At 59.7% G+C, this 14,119-nt stretch carries 17 protein-coding genes and 2 pseudogenes; 9 read left to right on the forward strand and 10 right to left on the reverse strand.

Annotated elements, in window-relative coordinates; all coding sequences use genetic code 11:
* Nucleotides 1-238 precede the first annotated feature (238 nt).
* The 4 genes from OIN59_RS21295 to OIN59_RS21310 form a co-directional block, all read right to left on the reverse strand.
* Complete coding sequence (locus tag OIN59_RS21295; protein ID WP_274113634.1) at nucleotides 239-1,006, reverse strand: hypothetical protein; 768 nt, start codon at nucleotides 1,004-1,006, stop codon at nucleotides 239-241.
* Nucleotides 1,007-1,072: 66 nt separating this feature from the next.
* Complete coding sequence (locus tag OIN59_RS21300; RefSeq protein ID WP_274113636.1) at nucleotides 1,073-1,336, reverse strand: hypothetical protein; 264 nt, start codon at nucleotides 1,334-1,336, stop codon at nucleotides 1,073-1,075.
* Between the two features lie 96 nt (nucleotides 1,337-1,432).
* Nucleotides 1,433-1,564 (reverse strand): hypothetical protein, encoded by a 132-nt coding sequence (locus tag OIN59_RS21305; protein ID WP_274113638.1) that lies wholly within the window; start codon nucleotides 1,562-1,564, stop codon nucleotides 1,433-1,435.
* 36 nt (nucleotides 1,565-1,600) lie between these two features.
* Entirely contained in the window at nucleotides 1,601-1,813 is a 213-nt protein-coding gene (locus OIN59_RS21310) for a hypothetical protein (RefSeq protein ID WP_228895882.1), read from the reverse strand.
* A 127-nt stretch (nucleotides 1,814-1,940) separates the two neighbouring features.
* On the opposite strand from OIN59_RS21310, the gene OIN59_RS21315 reads away from it, so the two are divergent.
* The 3 genes from OIN59_RS21315 to OIN59_RS21325 all read left to right on the forward strand — a co-directional run bounded on the left by OIN59_RS21315 (nucleotide 1,941) and on the right by OIN59_RS21325 (nucleotide 3,112).
* Nucleotides 1,941-2,234, forward strand: coding sequence for a helix-turn-helix domain-containing protein (locus OIN59_RS21315; RefSeq protein WP_228895881.1), 294 nt, complete (start codon nucleotides 1,941-1,943; stop codon nucleotides 2,232-2,234).
* A 261-nt stretch (nucleotides 2,235-2,495) separates the two neighbouring features.
* Nucleotides 2,496-2,699, forward strand: a complete 204-nt coding sequence (locus OIN59_RS21320) for a hypothetical protein (RefSeq protein WP_274113642.1) — start codon at nucleotides 2,496-2,498, stop codon at nucleotides 2,697-2,699.
* A gap of 50 nt (nucleotides 2,700-2,749) precedes the next feature.
* Nucleotides 2,750-3,112 carry an H-NS histone family protein gene (locus OIN59_RS21325; protein WP_274113644.1) on the forward strand — a complete coding sequence of 121 codons (363 nt, stop codon included), beginning with the start codon at nucleotides 2,750-2,752 and terminating at the stop codon, nucleotides 3,110-3,112.
* 755 nt (nucleotides 3,113-3,867) lie between these two features.
* On the opposite strand, the gene OIN59_RS21330 is transcribed toward OIN59_RS21325, so the two are convergent.
* The 6 genes and pseudogenes from OIN59_RS21330 to OIN59_RS21355 form a co-directional block, all read right to left on the reverse strand.
* The gene (locus OIN59_RS21330) at nucleotides 3,868-4,863 is read right to left on the reverse strand and encodes a recombination directionality factor (RefSeq protein WP_274113645.1); all 996 of its coding nucleotides are present in this window, start codon (nucleotides 4,861-4,863) and stop codon (nucleotides 3,868-3,870) included.
* 109 nt (nucleotides 4,864-4,972) lie between these two features.
* Nucleotides 4,973-5,986: a YqaJ viral recombinase family nuclease gene (locus OIN59_RS21335; protein WP_274113647.1), complete on the reverse strand. Its 1,014-nt coding sequence runs from the start codon at nucleotides 5,984-5,986 to the stop codon at nucleotides 4,973-4,975.
* Nucleotides 5,987-6,148: 162 nt separating this feature from the next.
* Nucleotides 6,149-7,150, reverse strand: a complete 1,002-nt coding sequence (locus tag OIN59_RS21340; protein WP_274113649.1) for a DUF932 domain-containing protein — start codon at nucleotides 7,148-7,150, stop codon at nucleotides 6,149-6,151.
* Nucleotides 7,151-7,223: 73 nt separating this feature from the next.
* Nucleotides 7,224-7,553 (reverse strand): hypothetical protein, encoded by a 330-nt coding sequence (locus OIN59_RS21345; RefSeq protein ID WP_055402990.1) that lies wholly within the window; start codon nucleotides 7,551-7,553, stop codon nucleotides 7,224-7,226.
* Between the two features lie 443 nt (nucleotides 7,554-7,996).
* Nucleotides 7,997-8,701: a LysR substrate-binding domain-containing protein gene (locus OIN59_RS21350; RefSeq protein WP_274113663.1), complete on the reverse strand. Its 705-nt coding sequence runs from the start codon at nucleotides 8,699-8,701 to the stop codon at nucleotides 7,997-7,999.
* A 27-nt stretch (nucleotides 8,702-8,728) separates the two neighbouring features.
* Nucleotides 8,729-8,902 (reverse strand): annotated as a pseudogene (locus tag OIN59_RS21355) (LysR family transcriptional regulator); the annotation flags it as partial.
* Between the two features lie 93 nt (nucleotides 8,903-8,995).
* Here OIN59_RS21355 and OIN59_RS21360 point away from each other — a divergent pair.
* The 6 genes and pseudogenes from OIN59_RS21360 to OIN59_RS21385 all read left to right on the forward strand — a co-directional run.
* The gene (locus OIN59_RS21360; protein WP_274113651.1) at nucleotides 8,996-10,423 is read left to right on the forward strand and encodes an MFS transporter; all 1,428 of its coding nucleotides are present in this window, start codon (nucleotides 8,996-8,998) and stop codon (nucleotides 10,421-10,423) included.
* Nucleotides 10,424-10,499: 76 nt separating this feature from the next.
* Nucleotides 10,500-11,756, forward strand: a complete 1,257-nt coding sequence (locus tag OIN59_RS21365) for a 3-dehydroquinate synthase II (protein WP_162239803.1) — start codon at nucleotides 10,500-10,502, stop codon at nucleotides 11,754-11,756.
* A 19-nt stretch (nucleotides 11,757-11,775) separates the two neighbouring features.
* The gene (locus OIN59_RS21370; protein WP_162239802.1) at nucleotides 11,776-12,582 is read left to right on the forward strand and encodes a 2-amino-3,7-dideoxy-D-threo-hept-6-ulosonate synthase; all 807 of its coding nucleotides are present in this window, start codon (nucleotides 11,776-11,778) and stop codon (nucleotides 12,580-12,582) included.
* A gap of 36 nt (nucleotides 12,583-12,618) precedes the next feature.
* Nucleotides 12,619-13,545, forward strand: a complete 927-nt coding sequence (locus OIN59_RS21375; protein WP_274113655.1) for a phenylacetate--CoA ligase family protein — start codon at nucleotides 12,619-12,621, stop codon at nucleotides 13,543-13,545.
* A 21-nt stretch (nucleotides 13,546-13,566) separates the two neighbouring features.
* Nucleotides 13,567-13,869 carry a transposase gene (locus OIN59_RS21380; RefSeq protein ID WP_055392842.1) on the forward strand — a complete coding sequence of 101 codons (303 nt, stop codon included), beginning with the start codon at nucleotides 13,567-13,569 and terminating at the stop codon, nucleotides 13,867-13,869.
* An 11-nt stretch (nucleotides 13,870-13,880) separates the two neighbouring features.
* A pseudogene (locus OIN59_RS21385) lies at nucleotides 13,881-14,119 on the forward strand (IS3-like element ISKpn18 family transposase); the annotation flags it as partial.

Raw genomic sequence — 14,119 nt, forward strand, 5'->3', positions numbered from 1 at the left:
CCGATCCGGACGGGAGGTACTTTCGACGGGATGAACGCCTCGTGCGACCGCACGGCGAAGTGATTTTCCCTGCGGGACTGGATAGGGCCTGAAAGCTCTGAGGGGGCGAAAAAAACAAGCACGGATAGATCGATCCACACGCCTTCGGGGCGTGGGATCGATCATCTGGCCGGTCGTCTTGGTTTGTTCCCCGTAGAGCCAATCGCGATGTGAATTGATATCGCAGCCGCAAGGTGGCCTACAGATTCCCGGCCACTCTCCATCCGTTGTCCGTCTTGATCATCTGCCGCTCGCCTTCGATGGAAGTCTCCACCCCGGCGTAGTAGTCATCGGACGAGCCTTTGCCATCCATCACCGCCCTGTAGAGGATCCCTAGGGGCTTTCGAGTGTCCCGATAGCCAAAACATGCCAGCGGGACCTCCGGTTTGGAGGGCTGGGCATACGTCTGGACCTTGCCCGAGCTGGTCGCGTACAGCAGGTTCGTGGCCCGGTTTTTGTACTTGTCAAAGACTCCGTTGGATGCTGAAAGCCACTCCTTGCCGAGAGCCTCTTTCTGGCTGTACAACTCGCGCATTTCCGCACTGTGCTTTTGCCTGTCGCCTATGAGGTAGCCCCGCTCATCCTCCTGTGCCAAGTACTTGTCCTGTGCAGCTTTGCGCACCGCATCGACGGCGTCTATCTGCTCTTTGTAGCTGCGATCGAGCTCCACCATTTCCTTCTCGTATTCAGAAAACAGTGCTGAAGCAGTGCGGAACTTCTGCAAATCCTGAGCCAACTTGCCCTCAATCTTCACCTTGACGGTGGCGGTGAATTTCACGTTGGCAATATTCTTGTTGTCCGAGTTCGGAAAAAACGTGTTCGTGATCGTCGCGCTGTCCACGCTGGCGTATTCGCAGGACTTTTGCAGCTCACTGGTCATCGAGCTTGCAAGCTCAGACCCCGATGGGCTGTTGGAGCATGCCGCCAGCAAGCAGGCCAGACCACAGAGAGATAGTTTTGTTTTCATGGTGATTGGATGGGGTAAAAGTGAAGTGGGCGGTTTTATGAATGAAAGGGAAGGGCGGGGCAGGCATCACAGCCCGTTTTCCTTGATGCACTGAATCACAGCGGCTGCGAACGCCACCTGGATCTTTCGGTGCTGCTCCGTACCCAGGATTTCTCCAAAATCGATGCCATCGATCTTGTGGGTCGCGTTCACCTTTTTGTAGGCACAAGAGCAGTTCTCGCGGCTGGCGCCCATGCTCACGCAGCCCCCCACAAACGCCCGCTCGTTCTTGGAGCTGCAGGCTGACAGCGATGCCGCGAGCAGGACTGCCACGGCGGTGGTCCTGGCCATTGCTTCAAATCTCATAAGACACTTTCTTAAAGAGTGGGCAGGGCAGGGGAAGGCTTGCAGGGCCACTCCGTCCTTCCCCTGCACCTACGGTGCGATCTACCCCTTGCCGCTGGCCAGGCGCACCACAATCCACAGCACCAGGAAACCGACCATTTCCCAGGAGCTGAAGATCAAGAAAAACAGATAGATCCCGAACAGCGTCAGGATCACGCGGGCGATGAAAGCCATTGGCAGTCTTCGGTAGGCTGGCAAGTACGCCAGGCACTACGAGCTCATCAGCACCGCCACAAAGATCAAAACCACGATCCCCGCGATCACAGGGCCCAGACTCGGAAACAAGGCAACCGGCCACAACACGCCTTGCCCCAGATGGAACGCAAAGCTGCGAAACGGCTCCGGACCCCAGAAATGCGCATAGACCGCGTACAGCAGTCCGATTAAGAAATACCCCGCGATCAAGATACGACCGAGCTTCATTGCAACAACTCCCTCAAAGTGGAACGCCGCGCGTCCCGTGGTTAAAAACAAAAACACCCACAGAGTCGTTTGCAATTGAGAAGCAAACTCCGTAGATGCAAATAAAGCAGAACCGCATCCTTGCGCGGTGCCTGCCAAACCCACCCCACCCACACGGCTGCCTGATCCGACCAACCTGCGCGAAGTCCTCGCTTACTGGGTGCGGCTCTTGCGTGTGCAGAAAGAGTGGTCCCAGGAGCGCCTGGCCCACGAGTGCGACCTCGACCGCACCTATGTGTCGGCCATCGAGCGCTGCAAGTGGAACGTCTCGCTGTCCAACATCGAGCGCCTGGCCCATGTTCTGGGTGTCGCTCCGTGGGCTCTGCTTAAGCCGCCCGAGGTGCCAGCACCGACCAAGCGCCGGGCGAGCCAGGCACAGTAAAAGCCTGGATCCAGTAGCTCCTCGCTGCCCAGCCGCCCTAAGGCTCAAATCGCCATCTATCCTCCTGTTAGGTTTGTGACATTATGTGATGCAAACTCATCAGATCAACGCAGCCACAGGGCAGCGGTTGACGTCACTGTGGCAAAGTTGGCAGGAGTGCAGCGCAGTTGCAGTGATGCCCTTCGGTGAGCCGAGTGGTCACCAGATTGCTACCATCGTGCTACCCACCGACAACACCCCGCGACAAGCCCTTTCCGAGACATGCCCACGAATCCACCTGCCACTGTCAACCGCTGCGGCTACTGCGGCGCCAGCAGCTACCACCGGGTGGTCGCGCGCGACGAGGCGGGCGCCATGCGCTACACCTCGACCCTCCAGTGCACAGGCTGCGGCCGTGAATTCACCGATCTGCAGGACTGGCGGCAGGGCGGACAGGCGGCACAATCCGCTGCTGCGGCCCCATAGCAGTGCCTGGGCCGGAGCATTGAGGCTGACCACCACACCCCTCTGACTCGTTGCCATCGTCGCAGTCTTCTTCTTCTTCTTCTTCTTCTTCTTCTTCTTCTTCTTCTTCTTCTTCTTCTTCGTTCCCCCGCAATTCCATGCCCAGCTACTCCGAACTCCTGGCCCAGAAAAAATCCCTCGACGCGCAAATTGCCCAAGCCCACAAGGCGGAATCCGTGCAGGCGCTGGCCACTGTCCATGAACTGATCGCGGAGTTCGGCTTCACTGCCCAGCAGGTGTTCCCTTGGAAGCCGCAGCCCAAGAAAGTCGCCGCCAAATACCGCGATCCCGATACCGGCGCGACCTGGTCCGGCCGGGGCAAGCCGCCCCAGTGGATTGCGGGCAAGGACCGCGCGCCCTTTGTGATTGCCTGAGCTGCACTGAAAAAGAGCCAGACAGCGTGGATGCACTGTCTGAGCGCCCGCCAGATCACGTGGCGCCCTGGGCCTTGCCGGTAGACAGTGTGATCGCCGAGAGGACCAGCCCACAGTCCAGTCCCCCCTCCACCGTACGCGCCGACCACACCGCCCGAAACTCCGCCACTCGTACGGCTGCCTCATGGTGTGGATAGGCCCCAGGGACCAGACGCTGGTTGTGCCCCAACCCCCATCCAGGATGCACTTGTGTATCCAGGACCAGGAGTCCTGAAGCCTCTTTGCACACGGCGTTGCCTGATCCATCCCCCACCGGTCTCCAAGGCCCCTCCACCCCGACCACCAGCATCCATTGAGGCGCAGGGCTGGGTCGTCTGGTAGCTCCCCGCACCTCCCTGGCTATCGAATGCCAGAGCAGCAGCACCAGACCTCCGTGGTGAATTGCGTCGTGGCACAGCGCCAGCAAGTCCGAAGGTGCTTGCTCCCAGACCCGCTGAGCATGGAATCCAGGAAGTAAGCGCTGCGCATGGTGCAACACCCCGGCCGCACTGGTCACTGAGGGCACTGCCACCCGCTCGCCAGTGAGCAAGGTCACTGCCTGCTGAAGTGCCACCGCCCCCGTGCGATGTGGCGGCGCTCGATGCCTCACCAGAATCCCCGGAAGCACCTTGGCACCAGGTTCTGAATCCGGACCACATCTGTAGCACGGCACCGTCTCCATCACCAGGCCCACGGCATAGCGCCGAACCAGCCCTTCAGGCCCCCGCATGGGAAGCCCCCGGATCACCTGTTGCAGTGACTCGCACTCCCAGCGCCTCCTTCTTGCGATGCAGCTTGCCCCGTAGCGAAATCGGAGGAGATGGCGCTCTGGCCCTGTGTGTACCCAGGTCGTCCCCATCCCCCGGATGCGCGCCCTCAGTTCCAGGCTCCGGATAGAACTCCTCGACAACCTCCACACCTTCCTCTTCCGATTCCTCGAACTCCCCCAGCGCCAAGCCTTGCCGTGCTGCTTCATCCAGCGCCGCCTGATCCAGCCCCAGCGCAGCCTGCTGCACTCGCTCCTGCCGTGCCAACGCCACGACCTGGCCCAGACTACTACCGGCTCTGAGAGTCAGATCCACGTAGTAGATCGGCGTGCGGTGCGACAGCGTGGTGGACTTCCCCCGCAGCCGAAGCTCCAGTGGCAATCCAGCCAGCAACCCACCCGACACCGCAAAAAGATACCGCAGGCGTGCCGACAACGTCCGAATGCTGTTGAACCCCGTGGTTCGGAACACAAAGCTGCCCAACTCATCACCAGCCGTGCCCGTTTCGGTACTGCCATCCGCCTCCACCCGCACGTACAGCCTTCCATACGGCTTGCAGTTCCCGTCCTGCGCGAGCGCACAGACAGCGGGCGAAGGGCAGGGCAGGGACTGCATCCCCGACAGGGTCACCCGCTTGCAGCTCTCCCCGTCCCCCACACACAGGGGTCTCCCCGTGGCCCGGTCAAACATCGTGTAGTTCGCCCTGAGGCTCAGATCCGGGTCATCAAACAGCAGCCGCACCGGAATGCTGCGCAGCTTGGCCCCCGGCTCCTTGCGCAACTGCGCATCCACCGGATGCGGAACCCACCCTTCCTTGTTCTGTACCTGGCTGGTCAGGGTGAACTCATCGTCCTTCTCCGGAAGACGGCGTCCTGCCTTCTCCACCACCCGCCCAATCGCAATGCGCCCGATCACGGGCGGTGTCAAAGCCAAACCTTTGAGCATGTGAATCTCCTCGTTGAATGTGAAAACACCCCCCCAAAAACACAACGGGCCTCACCGTCACCGATGAAGCCCGCTGCTGGGGAATGCGTTGAATAAAGATGAACCCGCCTCAGGTCTGCACCAGGAACCTCCTGCTCCCAGGTTTGGGCACCGTGTAGGCCTTGACGATCTCCGGCTGCTCCTTGGCCAGCCGCGCTGTATCGAGCTGTGTCCCATCCCGGCTGCGCTTGAAGCTGACCTCACCGTTCTCAAACACAGCCCGGCTGGAATCCCCCATGCGCTGCTGAATGGCTTGTTTGAACTGGGCTTCCAGCGCTGTGTTGGTTGCCAAAACTTCCCGCACTGCCAGAAGGTCAGAGAACACCGCCCCCATGACCAGGTCATGTTTGAGGTTGAGGGTGAAACCCGTGTCCCGGGGATACAGCGCCCGCAAAGCCCGGTCTGCCGAATCCGACCCGTCGGCCGGCGGCGCCTGGCCCCGCTCCACATAGCCCCAGAACTCCCGCTCCAGGGTGATGAGCTGGGCGATCAACTCATCATCCCGCTCGATCCGGAAGATCTGCAGCTCCTGGCCCCCGAGCAGCACCGCCACATCGGCTGCAGCCTTGCCCGTCACAGCCAGCTGGTGTTGCACCTGCAACTGCACATACTCCGGCACCCCATCACGCCAGAGCCAAGCCCCTTGAATACCGGCTGTCTTACATTCCAGCAGCTGTACATCCGAAGCCCCCATGACCTCCCGGTCGATGTTGGCCAGCATCCAGGGAAACTCGGGATGCTGCAGCACCGCATTGATGCGTCGCACCCGGTTGCCCGTACGGCGCGTGTAGTGCGCTGCCACGATGGGCTCCAGCAGCGAACCCCAGTACATCGGACTCAGATCGTCCGCACCCCCATCGCCCGGTGGGGCGGTGGGGGCACGCCCGGTCTTCTCCATCCACAACTCCAGCTGCGACTGGTAGGGATTGAGCCCGACCGCCGCAGCCGCATCCGAACTGCCAATGCCACCCTTGCGCACCTGCAACCACTGATCGCGATCCAGGTCCTGGGTCTTGACCAGCCGAAGGGCAGGGCGGGGACGCGGTGACGCCTCAGACCCTGGTGAAACAACAGGACGAACCATGCTGACTCCTTGAAGTGAAAACAACAAAAGCAACAACAACGACAACCACGACGCCACACCGCCCCCCAAAGCAAAAGACCCCGGTCCACTGAAGGAGCCGGGGTCTATGCCGTGAAGGGCGATGAAGGCGGATGGATAAAACGCAAAGAACGGCAGACGCCGTCATGACGCCAACTGCAAAGCCTGCTCCAGTGCCCGCTGCTTGAGCGCAGCGCCCTGGCCAAACCACGCACTGTCCAGGCGGTACTCCTGACTGCGCGCCCGGCGCTCGTGGTCCACGAACTCGGTGACGGCGCACAGCAGGCCCCAGGCTGTGCCCTTGGCGGCAGCCAACTCGGCACCTCGGCCCTGGCCCTCGTACATGGCCTGCACCTTCTTGAGCGCACGCTCATTGGTGAGGCCTGCAGACGCATCCGCATGACCATCCGTCTGGCAGAGCACCTTGAGGAAGTAGTTCATGGACTCATGGCTCTTGACCTTGCGCTCGGACAGGGTCTTCATCCTGTACATGAAACCGTCCCATTGCGAGACGGCAATGCCCAACTGCTTCTTGACTGCTTGCGCATCAAAGCTGGTGCTGTGGGGCACTTTGATCGCACTCGATGTTCCGGACAGGGCAATGGAGAGGGTGTTGTTGCAGACCACCCGCACGGTGGTCGGGGTGGCCGTAGTCGCCAGTGTCCCGTCACAGGAAGTAGCCAACAGCAGATAGCCGTTAACCACATCGTTGCCCTTGAGGGCCGAGGACTTGCCGGTACGGGCCAGGGCCCAGAACTTGCGCCCGGCTTTGAGGATCCCTGCAGTCTCCAGCTCATATCCAGAAACTTCGGTGAGGTCCCGGTAGAACTCCAGCACCTGCTTGGGCTGCACGACCTGGTAGCGGGCGCTGACCACCGACAGAGGGGCCTTGGTATCACTGCGGTATAGCACCTTCTGGTCGGGAAACTCCATGGGTTCGGCATACAGCGCGGAGACGGAAGAGGCGGCGCTACTGCCCGTGCCAGGCTCCGTCGCCATGTAGCGCACGGGCGCCTCGCGGATGGTCCAGTCCATGCCCGCTTCACGGGCCCAGACATCGATGGGTTGCTTGGCGGGCAGTTGCTGACCCAGGTTGTGCCAGGGGGTCTCGCCGACATAGGCCATGGTTTGAACGAGATGTGCCATTGGAATGCTCCTAGATAAATGAATGAAAAGAGAACGAGGGGAGGGAAGTAAGACGCGTTAAAAGGGCGAGCTCTCAGGCGTACGGATCGCGAAAGCGGTGCCCGCATTCCAGGCAGTGGTGGTTCTTGAGGCAGTTTTGATCGACGGCCTTGCCGATCTGACTGCCGATCTCGCAGCCGACGGCGCCGCCGCTGAGGCCTCCCATGGCGGCTCCGGCGACGGCGCCGAGGACGGCTCCGGCGGGGCCGACGAGCGAGCCGTAGGTGGCGCCGAGTTGAGCGGTCCGCAGGGCTGCTGCGGCGCCGCTGGCGGCTCCGGCGACGGCGCCAATGGCGGCGCCTGCGGTGCGACCGCGATCGAGGGTCTCGACGCGGGGGGATTGGCATTGGGGGCAACTGGGCACGGGGGATCTCCTTGGGGTAGGTGGTTGGAGGGAAAGAAGGTGGAACGGACGGGCAAAGAAAAAGCCCCGGGTGGTGAACACGCGGGGCTTGAAGGAAGGGACTGCGGACAGTTCTGGCGCTATCGAGACGGCATAACGCCCGGCCGCGCTGGTGGGGCGTGCCGGGCGGGGAGGGCGTTAGATCGTGTCAATGCGGGGTGTATTCGGTTGGCAGTTCGAGGAAGTGATATGTGGTTGAAGAAATTTGGGATCGGATTTAGGTGGGTGTTAGCACGGCAACAGGCTGGCCGCTGCGGAATTGAGATGGACGCGCGATCTTTCGCATCCAGGATCAATGAGCTGTATGGGGGGGAACTGCTTTGATCCGACATTGCAAGGCGATCGATAGATTGCATCCCGCCCACTCGATTGATGCTGCGCACCCTGCAAAGAGAGCCTGATCTTTATGCTGAAGCTTGTGGCCAGCTCGCTCCCGATAGCAGTCGTCGAATGCACTCTCGCAGCCAACGGTGGGCAGGATCTGAATTGAACCGTGCATGCCAAGCAAGCACGACTTGCTCGACTTCGAACTTCAACGGTAGTTGGAATGTTCTGAGTTGAAGTGGACCCTGAACGCTTGAGGCGAAGCGTGCGGGAGCTGTTGCAACCAGATTGGAGCGCGCAGCAGCCATCAGCGCGGCATAGGGGCTTGGAACGGTCAGCAGAACGAAGCGACGATAGCCCATTTCCGCGAGAGCTGAGTCGATCGGATTGGACATCCGTCCTCGCTGGCGCACCGCGACGTGACATTCAGCTGCGAATCTCTTGGCAGTGATCGGCACCGAAAGCATCGGGTGCTGTTCACGCACGACGCCAACGACTTTCTGCGAAAACAACGGCACGGACTGGATATCGGAAGCCTGCTCCCCAAGCGCGCCAATATCTAAATCGACGTGTGCCTCTCTCAGATCGGAGAGATCTCCTTCCGAGTCGGGGATGAATTGCAGCCTTGCGCGCGGCATCTCCTTGTGCAGCGCGTCGGCGAGCGCCGCGCCAAAAACGATCGCAACCCCATCCGGAGCGCGGATGACAAAGGTGCGAGCTACATGGCTCAGCCCTCCATCGCCGGGCGTCAACAATGAGGCGGCCTCTTCCACGAGCTTGCGCACTCGCTCACGCATCTCCTGCGCGCGAGGCGTAGGGACAAGTTGTCGACCCGCGCGGACCAGGATTTCATCGCCCGTAACCTCGCGGATCCTTGCAAGAGTGTGACTCATTGCCGGCGTGCTGACATGCATCCTTCGCGCGGCACCGCCCACACTTCCTTCGGACAGAAGGGCGTCTAGAGCTGGGAGCAAATTCAGATTCATAGTTAAATTTTAGTTAACTAACAGTTCTAAAGATTGCACTGTACTTTATGTTTTCAAGCATCGAAACTCCAGCCTCAATGGAGGGGGTGTTGCATGCGAGGTGGAGAAACATGGAACCGACCGGTTTTGGCGTCGTTAGTGATCGTGCTTACTTTGGCAGCACTGGACCAGACGATCGCGTCAACGGCGCTTCCCGCGATTGCGGATGATTTGCAGGGTCACCGGCTCCTTAGCTGGATTTTTTCCGTCTACCTCATCGCTTCGACGGCCGTGATACCGCTGTATGGAAGGCTGGCTGACCGATATGGGACCCGCTCCACGCTTCTATTTGCTGTGGGCATCTTTGTAGTGGGATCAGCCGCCTGTGGTCTGAGTCGGCAAATAGAGGAACTCCTCCTGGCCCGTTGTCTGCAAGGTTTGGGCGGTGGTGGCCTGATGACGCTCACGATGCTAGCGGCCAGGGATATCGCACCTCAGCGCCGTATTGGCCAGGTTCAGGGCATGCTGGGTAGTGCTTACGGACTGGCCGCACTCTTGGGCCCACTGCTGGGTGGATGGCTTGCTCAGGAATACTCCTGGCGCTGGGCGTTCTTGCTGAACGTGCCGATCGGTCTGGTGGCGCTTGCAGCGTTGTTCTGGATGTACCGACCACTCGCGAAGGCCGCGACTATTGCCGTTGATTTGATTGGATGCGGCTTACTTGCCGTTTTTCTCGCGCTCTTTCTGGTCGCAGCTCGGGGCTTTGGCATGGCGCACGGGGCGACCGTTCTGGAGGCCGTGGTTGCTCCTGCCTTAGCTGTGGTGGTTGGGCTCCTCTTTGTTTGGCGTGAGCTTCTGGTCCCGGGGCCGCTTTTGCCTATTCACCTGTTTCGGCAGTGTGTTTTCTTGCTCAACGGACTCTTGAGCGCATGTACAGGTGTCGCTCTCTTTTCGGTTGTAGTGTTTATGCCGCTGTATTGGCAATACGCCGTGGGGATGACGGCCGTACAGGCGGGGCTGCACATGCTTCCCTTAATGGCTGCGATATCGATGTCTTCAGTCGTTGGCGGAAAGTGGCTGGCAAACAGTAGGCAGTTGCGGGCGATGGCGGTTGCCTCGGCGCTTCTGATGGCAGGGGGCTACATAGGTCTAGCCGTCAGCGTGAATGCTGCCAATGTTGCGGGAATTCTCTGCGCATTGAGCGTTCTTGGGGCAGGTATTGGCCTTGCGATTCCGCTTTCGATGATGACTGTGCAGCGTGTGGCTCAGCCGAGGGATCAGGGTATAGCTACTGCGCTTCCCATCATGTTCCGCACTGCAGGGGGCGCACTAGGGGTTTCGTTTCTGGGCGCTGTCCTCACGCAGCAGTTGGAGGCCGTGCGTGGCGGAATGGGTTCGGTAGAGGGCGTTGCCGCAGCCTTTGCCTCTGCATCAGGCGCAATTTTTTGGATGTCTGCACTGCCGTGTGCCTTGGTAAGCCTGTCGATGCTGGCCATGCCGCGCACCTTGCCAGCCCCACAGGTTCTTATCGCCAATCACTAAAGGAGGGAGTTATATGAAATCGTCAGTTAGCGTTTCTGCAAGTTCGACGGGAGTCCCACCACCCCCGCTTCGTGTTGTGAACAAAGGCAGCGTGCAGCGCGAGGAGATGGGTGCGGGATCAAGCACATGGTGGTTTGATGCTCGTGGCCTTGACGATGCAGCTCTGAGGCAGGCGGTGGAACGCTCCAACTGCACGCATTTGCTCGTCGACCACTCGGCGCTTAAGTCCATAACGAGTGCAAAAAAACTAGTCGTTTGGGTCGAAAAGGTCGGCGATCTGTCCGACTTGGCGCCGAGCGTTTCGGTGCTTACACCGCACGAAGAGGTTCGGAAAGCCGCTGTGGCGAGTGGAAGAGCTGCGGGCCTCTTCATCGAGGTTCGGGATCTCGAAGCGGAGTTCCCCTACTGCGTCATGGTGTGCGAACGCGGCGATGACTTTGTGGTGATTGACATCGAGCACGCGACGTACATTCCGTACGAACTTCTAATCGCAAAAACGATTGGCAAAAAGACGCAAGTGCTGCGCAGCGTTCCAATCAAGGGGCTCGCCCGAGTGGTCGATGATATCCATCAGTCACTCAACGCCTTCGCCACCATGGAGCACGGCATCGGTGTCGTCTTTCGCTCCAAGGATGTCGCGGCTGTTGACAGCCTTAGTAAGAACCTGCGGCACCGCCAAGCTTCGATCATGAACCTGCTGCCGGCTCGGGTCGAGGAAATTCAGCACACTGGGTTGGGGCATCGCGTGTGCGTCGATACCACCTCGATGATGAGTGCGGAAGAGGGAATGGTGGTCGGGTCTACCGGGTGGGGCGGCATTCTGGTGTGCTCTGAGACGCATCACTTACCACACATGAACCTGCGTGAGTTTCGGGTGAACGCGGGTGCTGTGCATTCGTATATATGGGGGCCTGATGGTTCAGCGTTCTACCTGAGCGAGATGCGTGCTGGCGCCGAGGTGATGTGCGTTGACTTGGCTGGACGGGCACGGGTCGTCTCGGTAGGTAGAGCCAAGATCGAGCGTCGGCCAATGTTGAAGATTCGCTGCAGCGTACCGCTTGAATTAGTTCCGCCTCAACTTCAAGCAAGAGTCGAAAGCATGCTCGAGATGCAAGAGCGAGTTACCCCCAAAGGGGAACGTGTCGGTAGTGGTGATCGTCGCGTCCACATCAATACCTTCCTGCAGAACGATTGGCATGTGCGAGTTATGGGAGCCGACGGGAAGGTGCGGCACTGCACCTTGCTGCAGCCTGGCGACGAGTTGTTGGCCCATGTCGACGACCCGGGGCGACACACGGGACTGCGAATCGAAGAAAACATCATCGAAAAATGAGATAGGAAGGAGGGAAAAAATGGCTTCTGGTCGCGAACTTAGATTGAACCGTCTCATCAACCCCGTTTCTCAGAAGGCACTTTTGGTACCCCTGGATCACGGTGCTACCGTGGGGCCCATAGAGGGTATTTCGAAGATTCGAAGGACCATCGCAGGAATTGGTTCAAGTGGTGCCAATATTCAGGGAATCATTGTGCACCGCGGTGTTGCACACAACAGCCGCAGTCCAGTGTGGGACGTTCCTGCGCCCCTGATTTTGCATCTGTCCGCATCTACATCGCTTGCGCGGGATTCGACGCACAAAGTTCTTGTTGCTCAGGTCGAGGATGCCTTGGTGATGGGCGCTGATGCTGTCTCTATTCATGTGAACCTCGGCTCCCTCGCGGAAGTTGGCATGCTGCGTGATATGGGATCCGTCGCGAGCCAGTGCGAGCGATGGGGCGTGCCCTTGTTGGCGATGGTTTATACGCATGGTGAATCGGCCTCTGCGTCATCCACCGCACGTATTGCGCATGCGGCAAGACTGGCTGCCGAGCTCGGAGCCGACTTGGTGAAGGTCAACTACCCAGGTTCGCCCGAAGCCATGGCGGAGGTCGTGGAAGGTTGTTTCGTACCGGTGCTTGTCGCAGGAGGAGAACGCGCGACGACGGAGGCGCAGGTCCTCAGCGTGGTCGATGGCGCGTTGCAAGGAGGTGCCAGTGGGCTGTGCATGGGGCGAAACATATTCCAGCATGCCGACCCGGGAGCATTTCTGGCACGGCTGTCCCGCCATGTACATGGCTTTGACGCCCATCGCCAAGCCGTTTCACTGGCCGCAGTGAGGTAAACAATGTCCTTTCTAGCCAAGAACTACCACCGCCCTTTGCCTGCGATCGTTCGGAAATACTTCGCGAACGGTAGTGAGCATGTCGACATCTGGCCCGAGGATCGGTTGAAAGCGTATCAGGCAGAGGCGTTACGCCGCATCCTCATGCACGCGTATGAGCGCAACGGCTTCTACCGCGAAAAGTTCCAGGCGGCAGGTGTCGTGCCTGCCAGGCTAAATTTACCTGACGACCTTGCTCGGATCCCCTTGACAACTAAGGACGAGATCCGAGGCAAGCCTTGGTTGCTGCTGTCGGTGCCTCGTCAGGCTGTATCGCAGATCCATGTGTCAACAGGAACGACGGGGGGTGAAGAGATCTACATACCCCATACCTGGGAGGACTTGCACGTCAACAACATGTCGCCAGCTATGCGTCTGCTCATTCCCGTGGGTGAGTCGGATGTAGTGATCAATGCTTTGCCTCACGAGATGAGTTCTTCTGGACTGGCGTTTCACCGCACATTTCAGAAGAGCTACGGTGCCATGGTCGTTCCAATGGGGAAGGGCGGGTATTACTCCACACCTGAGCGCACGCTCCGTGCTTCGGTGGATTTGGGGGCAACGGTTCTGATCACCACGCCATCCTATGCAGTGCTGCTGGCCGAAGTTGCGCAGCGTATGGACATCGACCTAGGTGCGCTACCTTTGCGCTTCATGTGGCTGACTGGCGAGGGCTGTTCGCCGGCGCTACGAGATCGCATCGAAAAGCTGTGGGGCCACCCAGCCTATTTCTACTACGGCTCCCTGGAGGCAGGCCCCATAGGCATCGAGTGCTCTGCACGCAATGGCTATCACATGGCAGGCGGGCATGTGCATGTAGAGGTAGTTGATCCAACCACCGGGGAGGCTGTGGCTCCAGGTGAGATTGGAGAGGTAGTGGTGTCATGGTCCAATGAAATAGGACACCTCGATAGGGGCCCATAGACCCCAGAGGAAATGACGAACATGAAAGACAAAAGAGCGCGCAGGGCGTTTGACGCAGCCTTCAAGCTGCAAGTGGTCAAGATGGTCCGAGAACAGAATCTGAGCGTGGCTCAGGTCAGCAAGGATCTGGATCTGGTTGACAGCGCGGTGCGCCGCTGGCTGGCGCAGTACGACGAAGAGGCGGCCGGGCGCCCAGGCGTTGGCAAGCCATTGACGGCCGAGCAGCAACGCATTCGGCAATTGGAGTCTCAGGTCAGGCAACTGCAATCGGACAATGAACTCTTAAAAAAAGCGTCGGCCTTCTTCGCCCGGGAAATGAAATGATTCAGGACCTGATGAGTGCGCAAGCACAGGCGCAGAAGGCCACGGTAAGCCAGTGGTGCAGTGTGTTGGGCATGAGCCGCTCGGGCTGGTACGCGGCGCGCAAGCGCGCCACCACAAAGGCTGCAGTGAGCCCACTGAGCCTTCAGGCCAAAGCAGTCTTCCATGCCAGTGGGAGCAGCTACGGCAGTCGCCGCCTGAGTGCACAGCTGAAATTGCAAGGCTGGGCTGTTGGGCGCCACAAAGCACGCAC

The sequence above is a fragment of the Acidovorax benzenivorans genome (genome assembly GCF_028680575.1).
Lineage (GTDB): Bacteria > Pseudomonadota > Gammaproteobacteria > Burkholderiales > Burkholderiaceae_C > Acidovorax > Acidovorax benzenivorans.

What these genes read in the sequence shown, in the direction of transcription:
- OIN59_RS21295 (WP_274113634.1), bottom strand. Translation starts at nt 1,006, where the DNA reads ATGAAAACAAAACTATCTCTCTGTGGTCTGGCCTGCTTGCTGGCGGCA.
- OIN59_RS21300 (WP_274113636.1), bottom strand. Translation starts at nt 1,336, where the DNA reads ATGGCCAGGACCACCGCCGTGGCAGTCCTGCTCGCGGCATCGCTGTCA.
- OIN59_RS21305 (WP_274113638.1), bottom strand. Translation starts at nt 1,564, where the DNA reads ATGGCTTTCATCGCCCGCGTGATCCTGACGCTGTTCGGGATCTATCTG.
- OIN59_RS21310 (WP_228895882.1), bottom strand. Translation starts at nt 1,813, where the DNA reads ATGAAGCTCGGTCGTATCTTGATCGCGGGGTATTTCTTAATCGGACTG.
- OIN59_RS21320 (WP_274113642.1), top strand. Translation starts at nt 2,496, where the DNA reads ATGCCCACGAATCCACCTGCCACTGTCAACCGCTGCGGCTACTGCGGC.
- OIN59_RS21330 (WP_274113645.1), bottom strand. Translation starts at nt 4,863, where the DNA reads ATGCTCAAAGGTTTGGCTTTGACACCGCCCGTGATCGGGCGCATTGCG.
- OIN59_RS21335 (WP_274113647.1), bottom strand. Translation starts at nt 5,986, where the DNA reads ATGGTTCGTCCTGTTGTTTCACCAGGGTCTGAGGCGTCACCGCGTCCC.
- OIN59_RS21340 (WP_274113649.1), bottom strand. Translation starts at nt 7,150, where the DNA reads ATGGCACATCTCGTTCAAACCATGGCCTATGTCGGCGAGACCCCCTGG.
- OIN59_RS21360 (WP_274113651.1), top strand. Translation starts at nt 8,996, where the DNA reads ATGCGAGGTGGAGAAACATGGAACCGACCGGTTTTGGCGTCGTTAGTG.
- OIN59_RS21370 (WP_162239802.1), top strand. Translation starts at nt 11,776, where the DNA reads ATGGCTTCTGGTCGCGAACTTAGATTGAACCGTCTCATCAACCCCGTT.
- OIN59_RS21380 (WP_055392842.1), top strand. Translation starts at nt 13,567, where the DNA reads ATGAAAGACAAAAGAGCGCGCAGGGCGTTTGACGCAGCCTTCAAGCTG.